Source organism: Dactylosporangium sp. NPDC005555 (assembly GCF_040605635.1).
GTDB lineage: Bacteria > Actinomycetota > Actinomycetes > Mycobacteriales > Micromonosporaceae > Dactylosporangium.
Genome location: NZ_JBEXDG010000002.1, coordinates 49,839 through 70,884 on the forward strand (window position 1 = coordinate 49,839; position 21,046 = coordinate 70,884).

18 protein-coding genes and 1 tRNA gene are annotated in these 21,046 nt (G+C 71.4%); 6 read left to right on the forward strand and 13 right to left on the reverse strand.

Annotation, left to right across the window (positions count from 1 at the left end):
- Positions 1 to 21: 21 nt before the first annotated feature.
- The 6 genes from ABZS58_RS02870 to ABZS58_RS02895 form a co-directional block, all read right to left on the reverse strand.
- Positions 22 to 915: a hydroxymethylglutaryl-CoA lyase gene (locus tag ABZS58_RS02870; protein WP_354776913.1), complete on the reverse strand. Its 894-nt coding sequence runs from the start codon at positions 913 to 915 to the stop codon at positions 22 to 24.
- Positions 912 to 2,264: a biotin carboxylase N-terminal domain-containing protein gene (locus ABZS58_RS02875; RefSeq protein ID WP_354776915.1), complete on the reverse strand. Its 1,353-nt coding sequence runs from the start codon at positions 2,262 to 2,264 to the stop codon at positions 912 to 914. The genes ABZS58_RS02870 and ABZS58_RS02875 overlap by 4 nt, the downstream gene beginning before the upstream one ends.
- 68 nt (positions 2,265 to 2,332) lie before the next feature.
- Positions 2,333 to 2,956 (reverse strand): TetR/AcrR family transcriptional regulator, encoded by a 624-nt coding sequence (locus ABZS58_RS02880; RefSeq protein WP_354776917.1) that lies wholly within the window; start codon positions 2,954 to 2,956, stop codon positions 2,333 to 2,335.
- A gap of 52 nt (positions 2,957 to 3,008) precedes the next feature.
- Entirely contained in the window at positions 3,009 to 6,026 is a 3,018-nt protein-coding gene (locus ABZS58_RS02885; RefSeq protein WP_354776919.1) for a hypothetical protein, read from the reverse strand.
- Positions 6,016 to 7,782 carry an HSP90 family protein gene (locus ABZS58_RS02890; RefSeq protein WP_354776921.1) on the reverse strand — a complete coding sequence of 589 codons (1,767 nt, stop codon included), beginning with the start codon at positions 7,780 to 7,782 and terminating at the stop codon, positions 6,016 to 6,018. The genes ABZS58_RS02885 and ABZS58_RS02890 overlap by 11 nt, the downstream gene beginning before the upstream one ends.
- 43 nt (positions 7,783 to 7,825) lie before the next feature.
- Positions 7,826 to 9,055, reverse strand: coding sequence for a hypothetical protein (locus ABZS58_RS02895; protein WP_354776923.1), 1,230 nt, complete (start codon positions 9,053 to 9,055; stop codon positions 7,826 to 7,828).
- Here ABZS58_RS02895 and ABZS58_RS02900 point away from each other — a divergent pair.
- From ABZS58_RS02900 to ABZS58_RS02910, 3 genes are all read left to right on the forward strand, one after another.
- On the forward strand, positions 9,054 to 10,004 hold the full coding sequence (locus ABZS58_RS02900; RefSeq protein ID WP_354776925.1) for an ADP-ribosylglycohydrolase family protein: 951 nt from the start codon (positions 9,054 to 9,056) through the stop codon (positions 10,002 to 10,004). The genes ABZS58_RS02895 and ABZS58_RS02900 overlap by 2 nt on opposite strands.
- A 149-nt stretch (positions 10,005 to 10,153) precedes the next feature.
- On the forward strand, positions 10,154 to 12,607 hold the full coding sequence (locus ABZS58_RS02905; protein ID WP_354776927.1) for a glycosyltransferase: 2,454 nt from the start codon (positions 10,154 to 10,156) through the stop codon (positions 12,605 to 12,607).
- Complete coding sequence (locus ABZS58_RS02910; RefSeq protein WP_354776929.1) at positions 12,597 to 13,547, forward strand: hypothetical protein; 951 nt, start codon at positions 12,597 to 12,599, stop codon at positions 13,545 to 13,547. Before ABZS58_RS02905 ends, ABZS58_RS02910 begins: the two co-directional genes overlap by 11 nt.
- Positions 13,548 to 13,607: 60 nt before the next feature.
- Here ABZS58_RS02910 and ABZS58_RS02915 read toward each other — a convergent pair whose 3' ends face one another.
- Together ABZS58_RS02915 and ABZS58_RS02920 are read right to left on the reverse strand one after the other, a co-directional pair.
- Positions 13,608 to 14,447, reverse strand: a complete 840-nt coding sequence (locus ABZS58_RS02915; RefSeq protein ID WP_354776931.1) for a sulfurtransferase — start codon at positions 14,445 to 14,447, stop codon at positions 13,608 to 13,610.
- Positions 14,448 to 14,451: 4 nt separating this feature from the next.
- Positions 14,452 to 15,351 carry an SGNH/GDSL hydrolase family protein gene (locus ABZS58_RS02920; RefSeq protein ID WP_354776933.1) on the reverse strand — a complete coding sequence of 300 codons (900 nt, stop codon included), beginning with the start codon at positions 15,349 to 15,351 and terminating at the stop codon, positions 14,452 to 14,454.
- A gap of 14 nt (positions 15,352 to 15,365) precedes the next feature.
- On the opposite strand from ABZS58_RS02920, the gene ABZS58_RS02925 reads away from it, so the two are divergent.
- Both ABZS58_RS02925 and ABZS58_RS02930 read left to right on the forward strand, forming a co-directional pair.
- On the forward strand, positions 15,366 to 15,791 hold the full coding sequence (locus ABZS58_RS02925) for a CBS domain-containing protein (RefSeq protein ID WP_354776935.1): 426 nt from the start codon (positions 15,366 to 15,368) through the stop codon (positions 15,789 to 15,791).
- Between the two features lie 9 nt (positions 15,792 to 15,800).
- Entirely contained in the window at positions 15,801 to 16,229 is a 429-nt protein-coding gene (locus tag ABZS58_RS02930; RefSeq protein WP_354776937.1) for a SufE family protein, read from the forward strand.
- A gap of 125 nt (positions 16,230 to 16,354) precedes the next feature.
- Here the strand turns inward: ABZS58_RS02930 and ABZS58_RS02935 are convergent, their stop codons facing one another.
- From ABZS58_RS02935 to ABZS58_RS02945, 3 genes are all read right to left on the reverse strand, one after another.
- On the reverse strand, positions 16,355 to 16,870 hold the full coding sequence (locus ABZS58_RS02935) for a YbaK/EbsC family protein (RefSeq protein WP_354777416.1): 516 nt from the start codon (positions 16,868 to 16,870) through the stop codon (positions 16,355 to 16,357).
- On the reverse strand, positions 16,870 to 18,576 hold the full coding sequence (locus tag ABZS58_RS02940) for a substrate-binding domain-containing protein (RefSeq protein ID WP_354776939.1): 1,707 nt from the start codon (positions 18,574 to 18,576) through the stop codon (positions 16,870 to 16,872). Before ABZS58_RS02940 ends, ABZS58_RS02935 begins: the two co-directional genes overlap by 1 nt.
- A 91-nt stretch (positions 18,577 to 18,667) precedes the next feature.
- Positions 18,668 to 19,360 (reverse strand): arginase family protein, encoded by a 693-nt coding sequence (locus ABZS58_RS02945; RefSeq protein WP_354776941.1) that lies wholly within the window; start codon positions 19,358 to 19,360, stop codon positions 18,668 to 18,670.
- Positions 19,361 to 19,729: 369 nt separating this feature from the next.
- Between ABZS58_RS02945 and ABZS58_RS02950 the strand changes: the two genes are divergently transcribed.
- On the forward strand, positions 19,730 to 20,455 hold the full coding sequence (locus ABZS58_RS02950; protein ID WP_354776943.1) for a DUF4184 family protein: 726 nt from the start codon (positions 19,730 to 19,732) through the stop codon (positions 20,453 to 20,455).
- Between the two features lie 357 nt (positions 20,456 to 20,812).
- Here the strand turns inward: ABZS58_RS02950 and ABZS58_RS02955 are convergent.
- Together ABZS58_RS02955 and ABZS58_RS02960 are read right to left on the reverse strand one after the other, a co-directional pair.
- Positions 20,813 to 20,888 (reverse strand) — tRNA-Ala (locus ABZS58_RS02955).
- A gap of 29 nt (positions 20,889 to 20,917) precedes the next feature.
- On the reverse strand, positions 20,918 to 21,046 hold the full coding sequence (locus tag ABZS58_RS02960) for a DLW-39 family protein (RefSeq protein ID WP_239136238.1): 129 nt from the start codon (positions 21,044 to 21,046) through the stop codon (positions 20,918 to 20,920).

Sequence of the window (21,046 nt, forward strand, 5' to 3'; positions counted from 1 at the left end):
GCACAAGTGGGACAGGGAGCGTCAGAAAGGGATTCGCGGACCGGCCTTGAGCACGCCCGACGGCAGCTCCCGCCCGACGATCTCCTGGGCCATCGCGGCCGCCCCGATCAGCGCCTTCAGGTCGATGCCGGTGTCGTAGCCCATGTCGTGCAGCAGGTGCACGACCTCCTCGGTGGCGACGTTGCCGGTCGCGCCGGGCGCGTAAGGGCAGCCACCGAGCCCGCCGACGCTCGCGTCGAACTCGGTGATCCCCATCCGCATCGCGGTGAGGATGTTGGCCAGGGCCGCGCCGCGGGTGTTGTGGAAGTGCAGCAGCAGCGGCAGGTCGGGGTGGCGGTCGCGGACGAGACCGACGACGTCCTGCACCCGGCGGGGCGTGGCCATGCCGGTCGTGTCGCCGAACGCCACCCGGTCCGCGCCGTCGGCGACGACCCGGTCGACGATGCCGGCCACCCGCGCCGGGTCGATGTCGCCCTCGAACGGGCAGCCGAAGCTGGTCGAGATGATCACCTCGGCGGTGGCGCCCGCGCCGTGCAGCAGCGCGATCAGGGCGGCGATGTCGTCGAGCGACTCCCCCGTCGACCGGTTGACGTTGCGCTGGTTGTGCGTCTCGGACGCCGAGACGACGACCTCGATCTCGCCGAAGCCGGCCTTGAGCGCCCGCTCGGCGCCGCGCGAGTTGGGCACCAGCGCCGAGTAGTGCACCGCCGGGTTCTTGACCGCGGCCGCCCACACCTCATCGGCGTCGGCCATCTGCGGGATCGCCTTCGGGTGGACGAACGAGACGGCCTCGATCCTGCCCACGCCGGTCGCGGACAGCGCGTCGAGCAGCCGCACCTTGGCGGCGGCCGGGACGGGGTCCTCGTTCTGCAGGCCGTCGCGGGGCCCGACCTCACGGATGGAAACGAAGCTCACCGCACACCTCCAGCACGCATCCGGCCGACGATCCCCGTGTCGTAGTCGCCTGAGACGAACTCGGCGTTGTCGAGCAGCTCCGCGAAGAACGGCAGGTTGACCTTCGGGCCGACGACCTCGAACCCGGCGACAGCGCCCCGCAGCTTGGCGAGGGCGTCGGCACGGTCGGTGCCGTGCACGATCAGCTTCGCCATCAGCGAGTCGTAGCTGGGGGTGACGACGGTGCCCGGCCCATACCCGGCGTCGACGCGCACCCCGTCGCCGGCCGGCTCGACCCACGTGGTGATCGCACCGGGGCCGGGCAGGAAGCGCTTCGGGTCCTCGGCGTTGACCCTGACCTCGATGGCGTGACCGGTGGCGCGCAGCGCGCCGGGGTCGAAGGTCGGCGCGAGGCCGGACGCGACCCGCAACTGCTCCTCGACCAGGTCGATGCCGAACACCGCCTCGGTGACCGGGTGCTCGACCTGCAGACGCGTGTTCATCTCCAGGAAGAAGAACTGTCCGGTCGTCGGGTCGAAGAGGCATTCGACGGTGCCGGCGTTGCGGTAGCCGACCGCCTCGCCGGCCCGGACGGCGGCGGCGAGCAGGTCGGCGCGCTGCCGCGGGTCGAGGGCCGGCGACGGCGTCTCCTCGACGAGCTTCTGGTTGCGGCGCTGCACCGAGCACTCGCGCTCGCCGAGGGCGACGACGCGGCCGTCGGCGAGGCCGAGGATCTGCACCTCGATGTGGCGCACGCGGGGGAAATACCGCTCGATGAGCACCGACCCGTCGCCGAACATCCGCTCGGCGAAGGCGCGCACCTTCTCATACTCCGTGCGCAGCCCGGCCTCGTCGGCGGCGACGCCCATGCCCATGCCACCGCCGCCGGCGGCGGCCTTCACCATCACGGGGTAGCCGATGTCATTCGCGGCGGCGGCGGCCTCGTCGGCAGTGGCGGCCGGGTCGGTGGTGCCCGGCGCCACCGGTACACCAGCGGCGGCCATGACATTGCGAGCGTTGATCTTGTCGCCCATCGCGATGATCGCCTCGGGCCCGGGCCCCACCCAGATGAGGCCGTGCTCGACGACGCCGGCGGCGAAGGCCGCGCTCTCCGACAGGAACCCGTAGCCGGGGTGGATCGCCTCCGCGCCGGTCGACTTCGCCGCGGCCAGGATCGCCTCGGTGTTGCGATACGACTGGGCCGGGTTGGCCGGGCCGATCAGCACCGCCTCGTCGGCCTCGCTGACGAACGGCAGCCCGGCGTCGGCGTCGGAATGCACGGCGATGGTGCGGATCCCCAGCCTGCGCGCGGTGCGGATGATCCGGCGGGCGATCTCCCCACGGTTGGCGACGAGCAGCGAGGTCAGCATGCGGAGCGTCTCCTGTGGATAACTCTGTGGGTTTACACGTAAAGGGCTTGTGGATAACCCCCGGAGGGTCACCCTCGCAGCGCGGAGAGCGTCGCGGTGCGGAGCAGCTCGGCGCGGCGCGGCCGGTCGACCTCGCCGCCGAGGAACGGCGTGGAGTTCATCAGACCGAAGGCGGCGTGGGCCAGGACGCGGGCCTCGCCGGCGTTGAGCTCCTGGCGCAGTGCGGTGAGGGTGTTGACCCACTCCTCGACATAGAGCCGCTGCAACCGCCGGATCTGCCGCCGGGGCTCCTCGGGCAGCCGGTCGAGCTCGTGCAGGTGCAGGGCGATGACCGCCGGGTTGGCCAGGGCGAACTCGACGTGGAAGTCGACCAGCGCGGCAAGAGCGGCGGCCGGGTCCTCGGACGCCTCGGAGATGCGGGCCTGCCCGCCGGCGAGGAGCTGCTCGCTGACCGGGATGAGCGCGGCCGCCAGCATCGCCTCCTTGCCGGCGAAGTGGTGATAGAGCGCCGGACCGGTCACGCCCGCGGCCGCGCCGATGTTGTCCATGGAGACGCCGTGATAGCCGCGGGTCGCGAAGAGCCCGACCGCGATCTCGAGGATCTCCTCGCGCCGTGAGCGGCGGCGTTGTCCGGCAGGACCGGCACCGCGGGTCTGTGCAGGTGGTCGCACTGCCGATTGCTCCAGCGTCATGGGGAAAGCCTAACCTTGTGTCAAGACGTTCGCTGAACGGTCGTTAAGTTCGTCACTGCTCCAGATGAAGCCGGCGGATCTCGGCGGCCTCGTCTGAGCGGTCCATTCCCTCGAGGGCCTCGGCCAGCATCCAGGCCGCGTTCTGCCCGGCCTGCGAGCCGGTCGGCGCGGAGCCGAGCACCGAGCGCAGCAGCGGCTCGGCGGGTGCCGGGTCGCCGGCGCGCAGGAGCAGCTCGGCGTGCAGCAGGTCGGCGTCGAGGGCCTCGCCGAGCGCGCCGATGCCGCGCAGCACGCCGCCCGCGCCGCCGACCCGGGCCAGGGCCTCGTCGCCCCGGCCGGCGCCGAGCAGCACCCGGGCCGCGTCGCAGTCGAGCATCGCCCGCTGCCACACCAGCCACGGCTCTGCCGCGTCGACCGTCCTGGTCAACGACGCAACCAGGGCATCGGCCTCGGCGAGCGCGGTGAGTGACTCCTTGACGCTGCCGGCCCAGCGCAGCGAGAGGGCCCGCATCCGCCGGTTGTAGAGCTCGGCCTGCACGACCCCGGCCGCCTCGAACGCCGCCGCGGCCGCGCCGAACCGATCGGCCGCCTGCGCGTCCCGGTCGGCCCGGTAGAGCAGCTGGGCCGCCTCCTGCAGCATCCCGCCCCGGGACTGCAGGTTGTCGAACCCGTCGAGATTGCCGGCGAGCGTCTCCAGCAGCGCGAGGGCCTGGTCGGGCTCGTCGAGCTCCCGATAGACCCGGGACAGCAGATACCTGGTCCGGTCGGCGTGGTCCTGCGCGCCGATCCGGTCGAGCACGTCGATCGCGCTCTCCGCCGCCTCGGCCGCGTCGAGCAGCTGCCCGGTCTGGTCGTAGGCGCCGGCCAGATCGAAGCGCAGGATCGCGGCCGGCGCGTCCTCGCCGTGCGCGACGTGGTCGGCGATCGCCTCGACGAGGTCGTCGACGGCCTCGGCCGGCTGTCCGCCGGCGAGTCTGGCCCGGGCCCGGCCCACCAGCGCCGACAGCCTCGGGTCGCGCTCGACGGCGGCGGCGAGCGCGGCGTCGAACGCCTCGACGGCCGCGTCGAACCGGTCGAGATTGGCCAGCGCGTGACCGTGGATCAGCGCCGCGAGCGCGACCGGCGGCGGGTCGCCGAGCCGGCCATACTGCTCCCGGCAGTCGACGGCGGCCGTCACCGCCTCCTCGAAGCGCTCCAGCACCAGCAGGCACCGGGCCCGCCGGCCGGCCAGCTCCGCCCGCAGCGCCGGCCGGACCGGCTGCTCGGCGGCCGCGGCCTCGACCGCGGCGAGCGCCTCGTCGAGCCGGTCGAGCGCCAGCAACGGATACTCCAGCCGCAGCCGCGCCTCGGCCCGGGTGTCGGCGTCGCCGAGCGCGACGATCCGCTCCGTGACCTCCGTCAGCCTGGCCAGGACCTCCTCCTGCCGGTCCTCGGCGTCGGGAGCGAGCAGCGCGCGGGCCTCGGCGACCAGCGCGGACCGCTCGTCGCCGAGCCGGCGATAGCCGGCGGCGGCCTCCAGGAACGCGGCCTCGGCCACGCCGGGCTCCTGGTCGACACCCGCCAGCCGGCCGCGGCCCTCGATGCGTCGGACCACGAGCGCCGGCGCGGGGTCGGCGACCAGCTCGTCGAAGCGTTCCCACGCGGCGCGCGCCTCGGTGAAGCGATACTCGTCGAACAGCTCTTCGGCCCGGTCGAGCAGCTCCGCCGGATCACTCGGCAGCGGACGCGGCGCCGGGGCCGGGGCCGGGGCCGGGACGGCGGCGGCCCGCAGCGTCCGGGCCACGGCGCTCAGCGGGAGGTGCTCCACGAGCGGCTCCGCGCGCAGCCGCGCCTCGATGAGCCGACCGATGTTGTCGGTGCCGTTGCGAGCGTCGAACCGCGCCGCCAGCGCCCGCGCCCGAGCAGCCAGCCGCTCGGCAAGCTCCGGCGCCGTCACGTATCCCGCAATACCGCCACCGCCTGCCGCGCCACCGCCCGGAACACCACCACCGACGTCGCCCGCGCCACCACCGATGCCGCCCGAGGTGCCACCGGGGACGCCGCCCGCGCCACCACCGCCACCACCGCCACCCGCGCCACCCGCGCCACCACCGCCGACGCCTGCCGTGCCGCCACCCGAGAAGCCACCCGAGCCGCCGCCGCCGACGCCGGCCGGGGTGCCGGCGATCAGCACCGTGTCGTCGAGGCGACCGAGCAGCAGTGCCGCCGCGGCGGAGAACCACATGTCGGCCTGGGGGTGCGGTGCCTTGTCGAGCCAGCTCAGGTGCCGCTCGACGATCTCCAGGCCGCGGGTCTCGTTGCCCGTCCGCGCGCAGAACACCACGTGCTCGCCGATGCGCTGCAGGTCTGCCAGGTTGCCGCGGAGCGTGCGATAGGCGCGGCGGTGCGCGTCGGCGGCCTCGGTGAGCCGGCCGGTCCGCAGAAACGGCACGAGCAGCGACGTCAGGATCGACTGCGGCTGCTCGGCACAGGTGAGGTGGCCGGCCAGCACAGGCTGGGCGAGCGCGACGGCCGCCTCGTCGTCACCGGCCGACACCAGGTGATAGACCTTCGACGTCGGGTCGCAGCCGACGCAGTCGGAGTTGTCGTCCCTCGGCGTCGCGCACCACTTCTCATACCACTCGTCGGCGGACGGGTCGCCGACGTGCGCGGCGACCGCGTGCCGATAGGAATAGACGGCCTGCAGGCTGTGCCCGCCGGCCCGGAAGCGGCGCTCCATGTCGTCGAGGACGTCATGGGTGCGCCCGAGCGGCACCTCGGGAAACTTCAGCAGGCCCGACACCATGTATTTGAACTGCCACAGCAGCAGGCTCTCGGAGTGCCGGTCGAAGCGGTCCGGGTGGGCGTCATACTCCGCGCGGCACCACGAAAACGTCACGAACGACTTCGCGGTCTCCCCGCCGTGCACATACGCCGTCGTGGCCTGCATGCGGGCGGCGAAGCGCAGCTCGTCGAAGCCTCCGGCGTCGGCGTGCTGCACGATCTGCTCGACCAGCGCGATCTGGCCGCTGCCATAAGGCATGTGGTCGGCCTCGCGGAGCAGGGCCCAGAGCTCGTCTTCAGTCTTCACGCGCGACCGCCTTGTTGAGCAGGCCCAGGAATGAGCTGTTGAGCAGCGCGGCGTCCGCCGGCCGCAGCGGATGGTGGCCGAGCAGCAGCGCCTGGCCATACAACGCTTCGACGGCGAGCCGCACCAGGTCGTCGTCGGCGAGCTCGCTCACCCGCCGGACCAGCGGGTTGCGATGGTTGAGCACCAGTTGGGGCCGGTCCTCGTCGTCGGTGCGGGCGAGCGCGTCGAGCACGTCGGCCCACACCTCGTCGACCCGCTCCCGGGTCGCCCGCAGCTCGGCGGCGAACGCGGCCGACCGGTTGACCAGATACATGGCCGGCATGCCCGCCGGGTCGAACGCGCGCAGGACCACCTCGCAGCCGAGCCGGTCCATGGCCCGCTGCGCGTGGGCGACGAACGGCCGCCGGGCCAGCTCCAGCCCCGGCTCCAGCGGGTCGAAGTGCGTGGTCAGGTCGCTGGGCTCGACCCGCTCGATCATCGCGCCCGGCTCGATGAGCGGCAGCCGCTCGATCAGCTGCGCGTCATAGACATAGCCGGCATTGACCACCGGCATGCCCTGCGCCGCGGCGACCGCGCCGATCTGGCGGAACTCGTCGACCTGGACCGTGTAACGCACCAGGCCGTGCGCGGCGCGGAAGTCGGCGAGGGTCATCCGACCCACATTGGTCTCCATCGGCCACCAGCGCTCGACCAGGCGCAGCATCTCGTCGTCGTGGACGGCGAGCGCCTTGACGCCGAGGTGGTGGATCTCGAGGAACTCCGTCAGCCGCCGCGGGTCGCGGGTGGCGAGCCGGACCAGCCAGCCGCGCAGCTGGTCGCCGAGCGCCTCACGGGTCGACTCGAGCAGCTGGTCCTCATAGAGGGCCTCGCGACTCGCGGTCGGGCGCAGCTCACCGGCGTCGAACACGCACCGGGCGAAGAACGCCCACTCGGGCAGGACGCCCTCCGCACCCTCGGCGAGCAGCATCCGCTTGAGATAGACGCGGTGGCCGGCGCGGGCCGCCGGGTTGGCCGGGGTCGGCAGCACGAACGCGACCCCGGTCAGCCCTGCCTCGGGCACCGACAGGTCCACCACGTCGAATGGGGTGAACCCGAAGACCTCCCGGCAATACTGCACAAGAACGTCGTCGCGGCGCGGTCGCCATGGCAGCCCCTCACCGGTGACCTGGACGTCGGCGACCTCGACGGTCACCGGCAGCAGCGAGCCATACAGCGTGGCGAGCTCGGTCACGGTCCTGCGCAGCAGCCACTGGTCGGCGTCCCGCCGCGGCACCAGCGTCACCGTCGTGCCGACGTGCAGGCGGTCCTCGCCGGCGGGGGCGACACTGTAGCGACCGTCGGCGAAGCCGCGCCACAGCACGGTCGGGCTGCCTTCTGCCCTGGTCAGCACGCGGATCTCGTCGGCGACCAGGAAGCAGGAGAGCAGGCCTATGCCGAACTGGCCGAGGAAGTCGTGCCGGGCGAAGCCGAAGTCGTCGCGTTTGGAACTGCGCCCGATCGTGGCCAGGAACTGGTGGACCTGCTCCTCGGTGAGCCCGATGCCGGTGTCGGACACGCGAAGGGTGCCGTCGCCGGTCACGTCGGGCGGCTCGATGCGCACCCGCGCCGGCGCCGCCGGGTCGAGCGCGCGCCGCGCGGTGATCGCGTCGACGGCATTCTGGAGCAGCTCCCGCACATAGACGCGGGGGCTCGCGTAGAGGTGGTGGCTGAGCAGGTCCACAACCCCGCGCAGGTCTACCTGGAACGTCCGATCCACGCGGGCACGCTACCGCGACCCACCGACACTTTCCGCCCCGTTCTCACCCGAGGACCTGCTCCACCGCGGTGAGCCCCGGCACTGCCACGGTCGCCGTCAGCGCTCCGGTCTCCGGATGCAGCCGGTGTACCGCGTCCGCCTGCCCGACGTACAGGTGCGTGCCGGACACCGCGACGCCGCGCGCGTCGCCGGGCAGGGCCCAGGTCGCCCGCGGCGACTTCGACGCAACGTCGAAGACGTGCACCTGCCGCCCCACGGCGAGGTATGCGGAGGACCCGGACACCGCCAGCCGTGCCCGGCCCGAGGAAGGCGTGAAACGGGCGTCCTGCGTGACGGCCAGTACATCAGCGGAGATGACAGCGAGAGCACCCTTGCCGGCGTCGGCGACCCACACCTCGTCGCCGTGCTGCGCGATGGTCAGTCCCTCGACCGCGCCGGTGCCGAACGACGACGGCAGGTCGACGCAGACCGCCCAGGCGTCGGCGACGTTGAGCGTGTGCACGAACGCGTGCACCTCCGGCTTGCCGTCGCGGGCGCTGGTCTGGGGCGAAGGGTGCAGCAGGTCCCTGACGTGCAGGTGGTCCGGCTGGTGGCTGTACAGCGTGAACAGCCGCTCCCGCATCGCGTCGAACACCGCCTGCCGGCCCTCGCCGCGCATCTCCTCCTCGGCGCCCTCGGGCACGAGGACCTTCACGCCCGCGTTCTCCCCCGGCAGGTTCAGCGCGGTGAGCTGCCCCATGGCCAGGTCGAGGACCCGCACCCGGTAGTGGTCCGGATGCTCGGGCGGCAGCATGTCCAGCACGAACAGGCTCGTACCGGTGGAGGAGAACGCTTCCGGCTGGACGAACCCCGGCAGCTTCAGCCGGTGCCGCTCTCCCGCCGGACCGGCGACGACGATCGTGGTCTCGGTCCGCCCGTCGGGGTCGCCGTCGACGAGCGCGACGAGCCCCGCGTCCGGCGCGACCGCGGCCAGCCGCCCGGCGCCCCGCACCGTCGTCTGCGCGACCACGTCGCCGGTGCGCGCGTCGCGGGTCACGACGCGCGACGCGCCGGCCTCGGCGACGGTGCCGATGAGCCGCCTGCCGTCGGCGGTCGCGAGGGTCGCCGCGGGCGCCACGACCCGGCGGCCGGTGCCGGACTCCACGACCGTCAGGCCGTCGCCGACGGAGACGGCGAGCAGTTCGCCGGGGTCGACCGGGCGGGGCTTCCCGGCCGACCCGCAGGAGGCCACAAGGACGACCCCACCCAGGCCGAGCAGTTCACGACGCTTCATGCCCGACACGAGCCGCGATCCGCGGGCGCCGTTCCCGCTCGGCATCGACTATTTTCGGCAGGTGGATCTCCGCGCCGCAGTCGACAGCCTGACCGGTCTCTCCGTCGGTGACGCGCTCGCCGCACCCTTCGAGATGCACCCGCCGTTCGAGGACGGCGCCGTGTTCGCCCCGCCACCGCCGCCGTGGCGCTGGACCGACGACACCGAGATGGCCTGCACCCTGCTCCAGGGGCTCCGGCAGGACGGCCGCGTCGACCAGGACTGGCTGGCCGGCGCGTTCGCGCAGCGCTGGAGCGCCGACCGGGGCTACGGCCGCGGCGCGCGGTCGGTGCTGACCAGCATCAACGAGGGCGTGCCGTGGCGGACCGCGGCCGGCGCCCTGTTCGCCGGCCGGGGCTCGGCGGGCAACGGCGCGGCGATGCGGGTCGCGCCGCTCGGGGCGTTCTTCGCCGACGATCCCGACGTCGCCGCCCGGCAGGCGGCGCTGTCGGCGGAGGTCACCCACCAGCACCCGGAAGGCATCTCGGGCGCCGTCGCGGTGGCCCTCGCGGCGGCATTGACCGCCCGGCACACGCCGCGCGGGTCGCTGCTGCGCATGGTGCTCAACCAGCTGCCACCGTCCGACGTGCGCGACGGCATCGGTCGCGCCTCGCGCATGTCGGAGAAGTCGGATCCGCGCGACGTCGGGGCGGACCTCGGCAACGGCTCGCACGCGTTGGCGCAGGACACCGTGCCGTTCGCGCTGTGGGTCGCGGCCACGCATCTCGACAACTATCCGGCGGCGATGGCGGCCTGTGTACAGGCCGGCGGCGACACCGACTCGACGTGCGCCATCGCGGGCGGGATCATCGCCGCGCACACCGGGACCGGGGACGACGCCGCCCGCGGCACGATCGGCGTGCCACCGCAGTGGATCGAGCACCGTGAGCAGCTGCCGAGCTGGGCCTGAATACTCTACGTCACGACTGAACGATAATTCACCCAAACGATCACGTCCGGAAAGGTTTTCGCGAAGCAGGACTGAGCAGCACATTCGACCCAGAGTCCCATCCGGGCGTATCAAGGTTTTTTGGCAGGCACGGGGGTAACAATGTGCTCATGTCACACCCTGCCGCGACCTATCGCCTCGGTATCGTGTCGACCTATCTGCCTCGCCGTTGCGGGCTCGCGACGTACACCGCGGACCTGCGGCAGGCACTTGGTGTCGCCACTGACGATCTGGAAACAGTCGTCGTGGCCATCGACCGTGACGGGCACAGCTACGGTGACGAGGTCGTCGTCACCATCAACCACGACCGCATCGAGGACTACTCGGCCGCGGCCCGCGCCATGCGTGAGGCCGGCGTCCAGGTCGTGCTGATCCAGCACGAGTACGGGATCTTCGGCGGCACCGACGGCTCTCACCTGCTCGAGTTGACCCGCGCGCTCAACGCGTGCGGCATTCCTTACCTGCTGACGCTGCACACGGTGCTGTCGCGGCCATCACCCGGCCAGGCGGCGACGCTGCGCGCGTTGTGCGCACGGGCGGCGAGGGTCACGGTCTTCACCGAGACCGCCCGCCGGGTCGCGATCCGCACCGGGGTGGCCGCCGGCCACCAGCTGGTCGTGGTCCCGCACGGCGCGCCCGACGCGATGCGCCACCCGCCGGACCCGGCGACGCTGCGCACCGAGCTGCGCGAGCTGCTCGACAAGGTCGCGGACAAGCCGACCCTCACCACGTTCGGCCTGCTCAGCGAGGGCAAGGGCATCGACATCGCGATCGACGCGCTGGCCGCTGTGGTCAAGGAGCACCCCGACACGCAATACGTCGTGGCGGGAGCGACGCATCCGGAGATCAAGCGCCGCGACGGCGAGGTCTACCGGGAGAGCCTCCAGTCCCGCGTGCAGTTGCTCGGGCTCTCCGACAACGTGCACTTCGTCGACGCGTTCCTGGAGCTCGACGAGCTGTCGGCGATCCTGCACGCGAGCACGTTGTTCGTCACGCCGTACCGCTCGCCGGAGCAGATCTGCTCGGGGGCGCTGACGTTCGCGCTGGGCGCCGGGCTGCCCGCGGTGTCGACGTCGTACAGCTACGCCGAGGACATGCTGGCCGGCGGCGCGGGACGGGTGGTGCCGTGCGGCGACGACGCGGCGCTCGCGGTGGAGATCAACGACCTGCTCACCGACGGGCAGGCGCTCGCCGCCGCGAAGTCGGTGGCGGAGGCGTGCGCGGCGTGGCTGCCCTGGCCGGCGGTCGCCGCCCGGGAGGCCGAGCTGGTCGCCGACGTGGTGCGCCAGACGCAGGCGGCGACGGCCCGTCCCGGTCACTCGACCGCGACCGCGCCACTGCTCAACCTCACGCACCTGGACCGGCTCACCGACGAGATCGGCATCATCCAGTTCGCGCACGGGGCCAGCCCGGAGCTGGCGTCGGGCTACTGCGTCGACGACGTCGCCCGGCTCGCGATCGTCGCGGCGGACCTGCTCGCGGTCGGCATCGACACGAAGCAGACGGCGCAGGCCACGCGCTGGCTGCGCCAGTCGGTCCGCTTCCTGACCGCCGCCTACGACCCGTCGGGCGCGATGCACAACGTGCTGAGCTACAACGGCACGTGGCAGGACTGGCCGCACCACGGCGACCACGTCGGCCGGGCCGTGTGGGCGCTCGGCGTCCTGGTCGGCACGCCCGCGGTCCCGGACGAGATCCGCCGGCCGGCGGCCGCGCTGCTCGACGATCTCGGGCCGCGCACCCACCAGCTGCCCGACATCGGGCTGCGGACCGCCGCGTACGCGCTGATCGGCCTGGCCCGCGCGGGCCGCACCGACCAGGCCGCGCCGCTGCTGCACCGGCTCGACGAGGCGCTGGTGACGACGTCCGCGACGGATCCGTCGTGGCGCTGGTTCGAGCCTGAGCTGACCTACGACAACGCCCGCCTGCCGCAGGCCATGCTGCTGGGCGCGGCGCTGCTGGAGGACGACGCGGTGGCGGCGCGGGCGATCGCGGCGCTGGACTGGTACGCCCAGCACGTCGGCCTCGCCGACGGCACGCTGCGGTGCGTCGGCAACCGGTGGCACCGGCGGGGTGAGTCCCCGGCGGTCTGGCTCGCCGACGACGGTGACGAACAGCCGCTGGACGCGGCCGCGATCACCGAGGCGATGGTCGACGCCTGGCAGCACACCGCGGACCCGACGTCGGCGCGGCTGGCCGGCTGGGGCTACTCCTGGTTCCTCGGCAGGAACCGGGCCGGCGCGCGGCTCTACGTCGATGCGACGGGCGCCTGCCACGATGGTCTGTCCGCCACTGAACCAAATGGGAACCAGGGCGCCGAGTCCACGCTAGCCTATTACCAAGCGCTACTCAGCCTGCTCAAGGCCGGTTTGGCCGCCCTGCCCCACCCGGTGGTCGCCACAACACCGGTGCCGACATCACTGCCGGTAACCGGACCCTCACGGACGACACCGAACAAGGCACCAACGGGCACCCGGGCCGTCGGACGGGCCTCGGCAGGGTTCAGCGCGACCGCCCAGCCGCCCCGCCTGCGCACCACGGAGGGCCAACCTGATGCACTTTGACGCGGAGCTGTTCCACCGGGAAGCCACGAATCCCCTGCTCACCGCAGGGGACTGGCCCTATCCGATCAACAGCGTCTTCAATCCGGGCGCCTGCCTGCACAACGGTGACACCGTCCTGCTCTGCAGGATCGAGGACCGGCGGGGCATCTCGCACCTGACGGCCGCCCGCAGCAAGGACGGCCGCACCAACTGGGTCGTGGACGCCAAGCCATTGATCGCCGACGACCCCACCGACCAGCACAGTTGCTGGGGCGTCGAGGATCCCCGGGTCACGTATGTCGACGAGCTCGGCGGCTACGTGATCGCCTACACCGCGTACGGGCCCAGCGGTCCGTGTGTGGCGCTGGCCCGCACCGAGGACTTCGAGTCCGTGGAGCCGCTCGGCATCGTCATGCCACCGGAGGACAAGAACGCCTCGCTGCTGCCCCGCAGGATCGACGGGCTTTACGTGCTCTTCCACCGGCCGGTGTCCGTGCTGTCGGCGCGGGCCGACGTGTGGCTGTCGAAGTCGGCGGACCTTCAGGCGTGGACGACGCCCGAGCCGGTCATGCAGTCGCGCTCCGGGCCCTGGTGGGACGCCACCCGGATCGGGATGGGACCGCCGCCGATCGAGACCCCGCACGGCTGGCTCTGCGTCTACCACGGCGTCAAGCAGATGGTCGCGACGTCGCTGTACCGCGTAGGCCTGGTCATGCTCGACCTGGACGATCCCACGAAGATCATCCGGCGGACGCCGAGCTGGGTGCTGGGACCGGACGCCGAATACGAGCGGGTCGGCGACGTGCCCAACGTCGTCTTCCCCACCGGTCTCGTCCACGACGAGGCTCGCGACGAGCTGCGGCTGTATTACGGTGCGGCCGACCTGTGCGTCGCGATGGCGAGCGCCCGCTTCTCCGAGGTGGTCGACTACCTGGTGAGCCTGCCGCCGGAGAATGAATAGAGTTTTCTTGGATCAACAGAACGGCGGCCCCGTGCAGCGGGCCGCCGTTCTGCTTCGCCCTCACTTCGGGCTGCTGCCTTTGACGACCGGGACCCGGACCAGGTTGCCCCATTCCGTCCAGGAGCCGTCGTAGTTTCGTACATGCCGATAACCGAGCAGATGGGTCAGCACGAACCAGGTGTGGGATGACCGCTCACCGATGCGGCAATACGCGATGATGTCGTCGTCCGGTGCGAGCCCGAGCTCATCGGCATAGATCCTGCGCAGCTCGTCGACCGGCTTGAACGTGCCGTCCTCCTGCGTGGCCTGCTTCCACGGTTTGCTGACCGCACCGGGGATGTGCCCGCCGCGCAGCGCGCCCTCCTGCGGATAGTCCGGCATGTGGAGGAGTTCGCCGGTGTACTCACCGGGCGAGCGCACGTCGACGAGCGGCCGGTCCGCGGCGATGTGTGCGAGGACGTCCTCGCGGAACGCGCGGATCCCCGCGTCGTCCCTGGCCGGCACCGGGTAGCTGGTCTTCGGCCGGGCCGGCAGGTCCTTGGAGATCGCGCGCCCCTCGGCGATCCATTTGGCCCGTCCGCCGTCAAGGATGAGCAGGTCGCGGTGGTCGAAGAGGGAGAAGACCCACAGCGCGTAGGTCGCCCACCAGTTGAAGTTGTCGCCGTAGAAGACAATCGTGTCGTCGGGGCCGATGCCCTTGGCCTCGCACAGTGCGGCGAAGCCCTCCGCGTCGAGATAGTCGCGGGTGACCTGGTCGTTGAGCTCGGTGTGCCAGTCCACCTTCACGGCGCCGGGGATGTGGCCGGTGCTGTAGAGCAGCACGTCCTCATCGGACTCGACGATGACCAAATTGGGCTCTTGAAGGTGCTCCGCCAGCCACTCCGTCGTGACGAGTTTCATGAACTCAATCTAGCGGCGCGAGCTCGGGTCGTTTGGCGGTCACCATGTCTCCGGACGACTTTCCGGTCAGCCGCCGCTTCACCCACGGGCCCAGGTGCTGGGTCGCCCAGAGTGCGTCGGCCGCCGTGCGCGACATCCACGACAGGTCCTCCGGCGGCGGCGGCGCGGCCAGCCACGACGCATCGCAGGTCACGCCGAGCGCCGTCAGCACGTGCCCGGCGACCCTGCGGTGCCCGGCCGGCGACAGATGCAGCCGGTCGATCCCCCACAGCCGCGGGTTGCCGAACTCGGTGTCGTCCCACATGTCCACCACGTGCGTGCCATGCTTGGCGCCGATGCCGTCGATCGCGGTGTTGAGCGCGTCGACCCGCGGACGGAGCATCTTGCCGCCCGGCATCCTGCCGGTCAGGTCGGCCCACCGGAACAGGACCACGTCCGCGCCGGTGGCCCGCAGCCGCTCGATCGTCTTGTCGAACCGCGCCACCAGTACATCGGGATCGAACCCACGCCGGAGCGCGTCATTACCGCCGCCGGCGAAGCTGATCAGATCCGGCTTCATCGCCGTGGCGAGCGGCACCTGCTCGGCGACGATGTTGTCGAACAGCCGCCCCCGCACCGCGAGATTGGCATAACGGAAGTCCGGCTGGTCCTGGGCGAGGCACCCGGCGACCAGGTCGGCCCACCCGCGGTAGCCCTTGCCATCCGGTCTCGGATCGTCCATCCCCTCGGTGAAACTGTCACCGACCGCGACGTAGCTCGCCCACCGCGCCACCGCACAACCTCCCCATGGTCTGCTGCCTGCCCCGCATCCTTTCAGGGCACCCGGGGCGTTGGAAGCGACTTTGCCGCACACCACACCTGGTTCAGCCTTTCCACCCAGGGGTACCAAACGGATATCGAACATCTGGGAGGATGACCATGACGATGCAAACCGTCCGTGACGTGATGACCACCAATGTGGTGTATCTCCCGAGCGAGACCACCCTCGCGGAGGCCGCCCGCACCATGCGCGAGCAGGACATCGGCGACGTCGTGGTGGCGGACGGCCCTGGTCTCACCGGCGTGGTCACCGACCGGGACATCGTCGTGCGCGCCGTCGCGGAACGCTGTGACCCAGCCGCCACCACCATCGGCGAGATCGTCACCCGCGACCTCGTCACGGTCCGCCCCGACGACTCCATCCACACCGCCGCCCTGCTCATGCGCGACCAGGCCGTGCGCCGGGTCCTCGTCTGCGACGACACCCAGGGCCTGGTCGGGATCGTGTCCATCGGCGACCTGGCCGAGGAGATCGACCCCGACTCCGTCCTCGGCGGCATCAGCAGGGCCGAACCCAACAACTAGATTTGGGGCATGGAAATGCCTGAAAAGCTGGCCACCATCGTCGGCGAGTTCGCCTCCGCGCCGCGCGACCTGGTGTTGGAGATGCTGCTCGAGTTCGCCGACGCGGTCCGCCCCCTGCCCGCGTCGTTCGACGGCCACGAGGGCATGGAGCAGGTGCCCGAATGCCAGACACCGTTCTTCCTGAAGGCGGTGGTGACACCTTCGGACCAGGTCGAGCTCTACTTCGACTGCCCGCCCGAGGCGCCGACGACCCGCGCCTTCGCGGGCATCCTGAGCGAAGGCCTCGAAGGTGCCACCGCCGCCGAAGTGTTGGCCGTGCCGTCTGACCTGTATCAGCGCATGGGCCTGGCCACGGCGATCAGCCCGCTGCGCGTCCGGGGCGGCACCGCCATCCTGAACCGCCTGCAGCGCCAGGTCCGCTCATCGAAGGATGCCTAGCCTTCTGACTTCCGGGATCCACGTCGGGAACTCGCCGAGCAGGCGGTCCTAGAGTTCCGGGTCGCGCCGGTTTCACGTGCAACATCGGTGGTCGTCACCCGCGGGCTCCCGCGTGCCTTCGCGGGTCAGCGGGCCAGGTCGGGGATGACCTCGGCGGTGGGGAGCCGGGCGAGGGCGGCGCCCGGGAGGAGGATCTTGCTGCGGCGCAGGCCGCTGCCGATGATGGCCCAGGGGACGTCGACGACACGGGAGTCGATGAGGACCGGCCAGTCGGCGGGCAGGCCGATGGGGGTGATGCCGCCGTACTCCATGCCGGTCAGCGAGACGGCGTCGTCCATCGGGGCGAAGCTGGCCTTGCGGACGTCGAGGCGCTTGCGGGCCACGCCGTTGACGTCGGCGCGGGTGGTCGCGAGGATCACGCAGGCCGCGTAGCGGGTCACGCCGTCGCGTTTGCCGGAGATGACGACACAGTTGGCGGACTGCTCCAGGCCGACGTCGTACGCGGCGCAGAACTCCGCGGTGTCGGCGAGGGTGGGGTCGATCGGGGCGACCAGGACGGCCGGGTCGTGCAGGGCTGCGGCGACGGGAGCGGCCAGCAGCTCAAGGGCGGACAGGGCCGGGACGGTTTCGAGCTTGCCGATCAACGGCCGTCGTCCAGGGCGAGCGCCTTCATGAAAATGTCTCCGATCTTCGACGGGTCCTGGGCGACGAAGACGGCGCCGCCGGTGGCGTCGACGATCTTCTGCATTTCGCCCTGGTTCACTTCGGAGCCGACGCCGATGATGATGATCTGCACCGGCTGGTCCTTGATCTCCGCCTTCTTCAACGAGCCGACGAGCGTGTCGAGCGACGTGCCGCCCGGGCTGTTGTTGCGGCCGCCGGTGATGACCACGACCGAGTTGCCCCGGGTCGGGTCCCAGCCCTGCTGCACCGTCTGGTACGCGGCCAGGACCGTGTCATAGAGGCCGCTGCCGCCCTTGGGGTTGGGCTTCATCCCGCCCAGGGCGCCGCGGAGCTGGTCGCGTTGCGCGTTCAGCGGGCCGATCGGCACCAGCTGCTGGTGACCCGTGGAGAAGGACCAGAGCCCGACCGCCCAGCTCTCCGGGAACATGTCCAGGCCCCCCAGCGCGGCCTGGACGGCGATCTGCTGCTTGCTCAGCCCGCCGGCGGACTGGACGGTCGTCTTCATCGCCGAGGAGACGTCGACGACCGCCAGCATCCGCGACGGCTGGGTGATCTCGATCCACATCTGCAGTGCCATGTTGATGACCTTCGGGTCGGGCACCGGAGTGACCTTCCCACCGCTCGACGCGCTCGGGCCGAGGGTCATGTTGGCGCCGACGGTGCCGTCGTTCGCGCGGAGCTGGTGCGACGACAGCAGGTTGCGGAAGTCGGCGCCGGCGAGCACGGTCCGGAACTGCTCCGCGGCGGCGGCGCGGTTGGGCGACAGGCGGGGCATCGCGGCGAACGGATAGTCCAGCGCGATCGGCGCCGGATCCGGATAGACCGCGATGAGCGGGACGGCCGGCCCGGTCCCGTTGTACGCGTGCAACGCCTGCTCCGACAGCGGCGCCAGCGTCACCGCGGTGGACAGCGTCCGGGGGTCGGCGTCCCGCGGGAACCGCGCCATCAGCCCTGATTGCTGCTCCGACTTGCCGCTGGTGAGCGCCTTGATCGCACCGACCGTCAGCGCGTCGCCCTCGGGTCCGAACTGATCTCGTACCGACGCCATCGCCACCATCGTGGAGATGCCGACGGCATCACGGTTGGGGTCGACGATGCCCGGCGTGATCCGGGTGTCGCCGACGATCTGCTGCAGGACCTGCTTCCAGGTGAGCTTGTTCTCCAGCCAGCCGAGTGACTTCGCCGTCGGCTCCGGCACCGCCAGCACTATCGGGCTGCGGGCCAGCGACGGCGCGGCCTGCGGCACCAGGTCCTCGCGGGCGGCGCGCATGCGCTGGAGCCAGATCGAGGAGTCCGGGATCCACACGTGCGGCACCTGCGTCTTGCCGTCGGCCTGTCCGAGTGTGTTGATCTTGACGCCGTGCTCGCCGACGATCGCCGACGCGACCTCGGAGGAATCCACGGCGACCACATCGACCGCGACACACTCGTTGTCGACCCGCGGCTCGGTCTTGATCCACCGGGCCGCGGCATCCTTGATGGCCGGCGCGATCTCCGGACTCGCCGCGACCGAAAGCCGCACCGTGCCCGAGCACCCGCTCGACGACATCACCTGATAGCCCGTATACACGGCACCGATGACGACGAGGGGAAGGATCATGCCGGCCGCGAGTGCGACGAACCCGTTACTTCTCAGGTCCGCCGCTGCGTGCCGTCCTCTCACGGGTACCAATATTCCCTAGATACCCGCTAAATGGGTCCCGCGTTCGGGTATTCGTCACACGAGTTCGCCGGACACGAGTACACTCCGCACTTCAATGATCACGTTGAGTCCGAAAGCTGTTCGGATCCTTTCGGAATGCTTTGCAGACGGTTTGGACGAAGGCCCGCGCTTCGGCGCCGTTTCCGGGCCGCCAGGTGCACGCCAGATCCACCGCGACGACCCTTCCCGTCGCGATGATCTCCTCCACCTTCGCCAGCACCGCGCCCAGCGACGGTCCGCCCGGCACCGGGAAGAGGAGCCCCGGCAGTTCGACCGCGTCCACGACGTCGAGGTCCACGTGGACCAGCAAGGGACCGTCCGGCAGTTCGAGGTTTTGCAGCTGGTACTGGCGAATCCCGGACCCCCGCAGGTAATCGGCCTCGGCCGGGTCGAGATCCCGGGCGTCGACGAGCACCGCCCGCTCCTCCGGCAGCGCTCGCAGGCCGAGCCGGTCGGCGATGAGCTCCGGCCGGTACCCCACCAGAATCCGCAACGGCATCCCGCCGATGTACCCCGAGGTCGTCGTCTCCAGCGTCTGCACATCGCCGTGCGCGTCGAACCACACGACCGCCGGGTCCTCGCCGCGCCGCTGCAGGCCGGCAACCGTCCCCAGCGCCGTCGTGCAGTCCCCGGAGATGACCACGGGCGCCTCGGCCCCGCGGACCTCGTCGGCGAGGCGGTCGTACAGCACCGCCAACCGCCCCCAGACATCACCATCCTCGGGGAGGTCGACGGTGACGGTCACGTCCGCCGGCTCGTCGACCAGCCCGTCCAGCCGCTCGTCCAGGTGGTAGGGAACGTAGATGGTGGTCATACCCCCAGTCTCTCCCGGCTTCCTGCCGCGGTGCGCGGCCGGCCTGCCCGGGTCACTGTCCTGACGGGCCCGTCCGGCGTCGGCAAAGAGCCAGGTTTCCGGCCGACGCCCTGCATGCCCTGCGCGAGCAGGTGGCCGCATCGACCGGGGCGCCGGCCCTCACCAACCTGGCCGTCCTCCCGGCCGCCGGGCGCCGCCATCGTCACTGGCGTCGTCAACGTTCCGGCAGGCAGCGACGGCCCGGCCCGCGTCCTCGGTCTCGTCCGCGGAGACTCCTGACCGCCTGGCATGATCGCCACCGTGCCATCGACCCTCCCGACGCACCCGCTCGCCGTGCTGCCGTTGAAGCTATGGCGCCCGCGATGGTTCGACGGAGTGGCCCTGGTCGCCGGCGCCGCCGCCCCCGACACCGCGTACCTGTTCGACCGCATCACCACGTTGCCGCCGCGGCACGCCGTGCACGAGTGGGGGTACACGACCGGGCACCTGCTGGGCGCGCTCTGGTGGAGCGTGCCGGTCGCGCTGCTCATCACGTTGCTGCTCCGCCTGGGCGCACCGGCGGTCGCCGCGCACCTCGCCGGTCTCGGTGCCTGGATCGGTGAATACGGAGTGCTCGGCCGGGTCCGCCATCGGTGGTGGATCACCGTGACCTCGGCCATGATCGGCGTCGCGAGCCACCTGCTGTGGGACCTCGTCACCCACCCCGGCCCTGTCGACTCGTGGTGGGAGATCCGCCAGACCAGCGACTATGCCTCGTTGCTCGCGATGCCCTTGCTCCTCTGGTACGTGGGAAGCCGCCACCTCCTACGCACGTGGCACGGTCCTTCTCCGGCGGTTCCGCTCTCGCCGGCCCGATTCTGGCTGGCCGCAGCCGTGGTGTTCTGCGCCGGCGCGGCGATCACCTGGCACCTGGGCTACCACGGCCCCCACATCGTCGGCGTCCGCCTGATCGCATCCTTGATGCTGGCGCTCCTGGCAGGCGCCCTGACCACTCGTGCCCGCGCGGCGTCCCGCGTCCTCACCTGAGCTGCTCGCCGGCTGACCCACCTCAACGCCCGCCCGGATTATGTTGCACGTGAAACAAAAGAATCCAGGCGGCGGCGGCGCCAGCGATGCAAGCTTCCCGCACCAGACCGCCGGATCGATGGCCCGAACCCTGGACCAATTGGAATCGCACAGCGGGAGAAGCGCCACGGCGGCAACAACTTCGATGCGATGCGATACGCATACGAGCCGCCAGACAAGACCAGCCCATTGCGGTCTTGAGGGGGGCGTGGGTGGAGCAAAGCTCCCCCACTGGCGAGCGGCCCTCCGGGCCGCGCGAGGAATGCTGACACCACCACGGGGAGCAGCCCATCAGGGCTGCGAACAGGGTGAGCCAATTGGTGGAAGCGAGGGGACTCGAACCCCTAACCCCCGCCTTGCAAAGGCGGTGCTCTGCCAGTTGAGCTACGCCCCCGGGCGAGGGGAACTCCCTCGGGTTTGTGACTAGCGCAGGTCCGGGGCGGTGGTCGCCTCGTGCCAGAGTGCGCGCTCTTCGCTCGCGGTCTTCACGCGCTTGGCGACGTAGGCGGCGGCACCGACGACTGCGACCACCAGGAGCACCTTTTTCCACAT

Coding starts and splice junctions, on each gene's coding strand:
- ABZS58_RS02905 (WP_354776927.1), top strand. CDS start 10,154: ATGTCACACCCTGCCGCGACCTATCGCCTCGGTATCGTGTCGACCTAT.
- ABZS58_RS02910 (WP_354776929.1), top strand. CDS start 12,597: ATGCACTTTGACGCGGAGCTGTTCCACCGGGAAGCCACGAATCCCCTG.
- ABZS58_RS02895 (WP_354776923.1), bottom strand. CDS start 9,055: ATGAAGCGTCGTGAACTGCTCGGCCTGGGTGGGGTCGTCCTTGTGGCC.
- ABZS58_RS02900 (WP_354776925.1), top strand. CDS start 9,054: ATGCCCGACACGAGCCGCGATCCGCGGGCGCCGTTCCCGCTCGGCATC.
- ABZS58_RS02880 (WP_354776917.1), bottom strand. CDS start 2,956: ATGACGCTGGAGCAATCGGCAGTGCGACCACCTGCACAGACCCGCGGT.
- ABZS58_RS02925 (WP_354776935.1), top strand. CDS start 15,366: ATGACGATGCAAACCGTCCGTGACGTGATGACCACCAATGTGGTGTAT.
- ABZS58_RS02920 (WP_354776933.1), bottom strand. CDS start 15,351: ATGTTCGATATCCGTTTGGTACCCCTGGGTGGAAAGGCTGAACCAGGT.
- ABZS58_RS02875 (WP_354776915.1), bottom strand. CDS start 2,264: ATGCTGACCTCGCTGCTCGTCGCCAACCGTGGGGAGATCGCCCGCCGG.
- ABZS58_RS02960 (WP_239136238.1), bottom strand. CDS start 21,046: ATGTGGAAAAAGGTGCTCCTGGTGGTCGCAGTCGTCGGTGCCGCCGCC.
- ABZS58_RS02915 (WP_354776931.1), bottom strand. CDS start 14,447: ATGAAACTCGTCACGACGGAGTGGCTGGCGGAGCACCTTCAAGAGCCC.
- ABZS58_RS02930 (WP_354776937.1), top strand. CDS start 15,801: ATGGAAATGCCTGAAAAGCTGGCCACCATCGTCGGCGAGTTCGCCTCC.